Source organism: Psychrobacter sp. I-STPA6b, from assembly GCF_020662265.1.
GTDB lineage: Bacteria > Pseudomonadota > Gammaproteobacteria > Pseudomonadales > Moraxellaceae > Psychrobacter.
Map to the genome: position 1 here is coordinate 1 of NZ_VEWM01000088.1, position 469 is coordinate 469.

1 protein-coding gene is annotated in these 469 nt (G+C 38.2%); it reads right to left on the reverse strand.

Annotation, left to right across the window (positions count from 1 at the left end; genetic code table 11):
• The coding region (locus FHK88_RS11695) for a hypothetical protein (protein WP_227430930.1) at positions 1-451 on the reverse strand (451 nt) is incomplete at its 3' end.
• Positions 452-469: the final 18 nt, after the last annotated feature.

Below are 469 nucleotides of genomic sequence, written 5' to 3' on the forward strand. Positions count from 1 at the left end.
GGTTTATAACCGCACCTGCAACAGAGCTACTGCTACTTGTATCTAAAGTAATAGTACCACCTGCACTAGGTTTGTTAAAAGCAGTTACAATTGAATTTGCATTGATTGTCTGTGAACCAGTTGCAGCCACTGTATAACTATTACTGATGAACGTTACCGAGCCAGTAGTATTCACATTTAAATTAGTGAACGTGTTGTTTGAAATACTAGCAAAATTGTTTGCAGCAGTAGCACCTGTTAAATTGATGTACGTGTTACTACCAGAACCAGCTGTACTATATACAATACCTCTAAAATCATTACCGTTGATGTTATTTACGGTAGCAACTGTATTGCTTGAAGTAATACCTGTTAACGCACCTGAGTTTGCAACTGCATACGTCATAAAATCTCTGGCAGAAGTACCTAAACTGTTTGTATTGATGTTAACAGAAGGTGTTGTGCCTGTCATCGCTCCAGAAGTATTCAC